Genomic DNA, 1,643 nt, shown 5'->3' with positions numbered 1-1,643 from the left:
TTTTGCAATAGCCTGCGCTAGCTGTGTGGCCTGGCTGGTAATTTGTATTTTTTTGTATTCTTCCTGCGCATGTGTAATAGTATCTTTTAATAATTTAGGATGATGGATGAGGGTGTATTTTGTTTCACCCATTTCGGCAGCAGTTTGTATATCTACATTGCCGTAGCCAAAAATACGGCCCATTAAAGGCTGGTCGTATTCTACATTATTTATTTTATCCAAAGGGCTTTCTTTGGAGTAGCGGGTAAAAAATCCGCTTTCATCCACCACCCTCATATTGGTAACACCCCATAAATTGTATTTCCAGTTGATGTATTCTATTAAAGGATAAATGGCCGTAATTAAAATAATTATAAATGCAATGGAATAATTGGTCATCAGTAATAATAAAATGGTAGTAAGCAGCAGCCATGCAAAAATGGGCAGCACTAATTTTATCCAGTGCTGGCGAATGATGATTAATAATTTTTCGTCTTTTTTTAATTGTGTTCTCATGTTATAAAGCTGATAACCGGTTTATAAATTTCTTTTATTTTGTAATGCAGTATCGAAGCATTAAAATTTCTATCCATTATAAATATACAATCATTATTAATTGCAGGCTTCAAAAAATGTGTGCGTTTAAAATTATTGCCAGCAAATTTAGCGTAAAGAAAATGAGAAAAGAAGTTATCGCAGCCGTTCTCAGTGTAAACGCTGCCATCTCCTTTTTTCTGCGTTAAAAAATTATTACGATAATTTGAATTATGCTCCTCAAAAATTATAGTATTTAAATTTGTATTTTTGGGCATGACACCAGAACGCAACGAACGCCTTACAAAAGTTTTAAATAAACGCCAGCCCGATATTACTGTAGTTTTAGAAAATGTTTTTGATCCGCATAACATTAGCGCTGTAATGCGTACCGCCGATGCCGTGGGTATGCAGGATATTTTTATTTTGAATAATAAAATTCCTCCGCACAGAAAGTGGGGAGCAAAAAGCAGTTCCAGCGCTGCCAAATGGTTAACGGTGCACCAATACACCGATGCCAGCGAATGTTTTGCAGAATTACGCAAACGCTATAAAAAAATTTACACCACACATTTAAGCAGCGATGCAGTTGGATTGCATGAGTTAAATTTAACTGAACCTGTAGCATTAGTTTTTGGTAACGAACATAGCGGCGTTAGCGAAGAAATTATTGCTATGGCCGATGGCAATTTTATTATTCCGCAGGTGGGTATAATAAAATCGCTGAATATTTCTGTGGCCTGTGCAGTTACTTTGTACGAAGCCTACCGGCAAAAAAATAATGCAGGGCATTATGATGCCATAAAATTACTTGGCGAAAGATTAGAAGGATTAAGGAATGAATGGGGATTTTTAGAAGAGTAATTTCTGTCTGAACGCAGATTTGGGTGGATTTTAAAAGATTAATAGGATTTATCATTTTTAAAATCCTTTTAATCTTTTCAAATCTCCGTTCAGACAAATGCAATAACTTTATTGCTCCAAAACTTTACACATGAAAAGATTTTTTTCTATTTTATTTTTATTAATTGCTTTTTCCGCAACCGCACAAAACAAAAAACCACTCGATCATACCGTTTACGATAGCTGGAAAAGCATTGGCGAACGCATGATAAGCAACGATGGAAAAT

General features: G+C 35.2%; 2 protein-coding genes. One reads left to right on the top strand and one right to left on the bottom strand.

Annotation, left to right across the window (positions count from 1 at the left end; all coding sequences use genetic code 11):
- Positions 1–495 (bottom strand): PH domain-containing protein (locus tag ACY651_RS03645; RefSeq protein ID WP_462249810.1); only part of this gene is annotated, 495 nt, incomplete at its 3' end.
- A 294-nt stretch (positions 496–789) separates the two neighbouring features.
- Between ACY651_RS03645 and ACY651_RS03640 the strand changes: the two genes are divergently transcribed.
- Positions 790–1,377: a TrmH family RNA methyltransferase gene (locus ACY651_RS03640; protein WP_462249808.1), complete on the top strand. Its 588-nt coding sequence runs from the start codon at positions 790–792 to the stop codon at positions 1,375–1,377.
- Positions 1,378–1,643 lie beyond the last annotated feature (266 nt).

The sequence above is a fragment of the Ferruginibacter sp. genome, assembly GCF_031391665.1.
Taxonomy (GTDB): domain Bacteria; phylum Bacteroidota; class Bacteroidia; order Chitinophagales; family Chitinophagaceae; genus Ferruginibacter.
The sequence above is the reverse complement of the archived record's forward strand: the minus strand, read 5'-3'. Positions and strand labels throughout refer to the sequence as shown.

What these genes read in the sequence shown, in the direction of transcription:
- ACY651_RS03640 (WP_462249808.1), top strand. Translation starts at nt 790, where the DNA reads ATGACACCAGAACGCAACGAACGCCTTACAAAAGTTTTAAATAAACGC.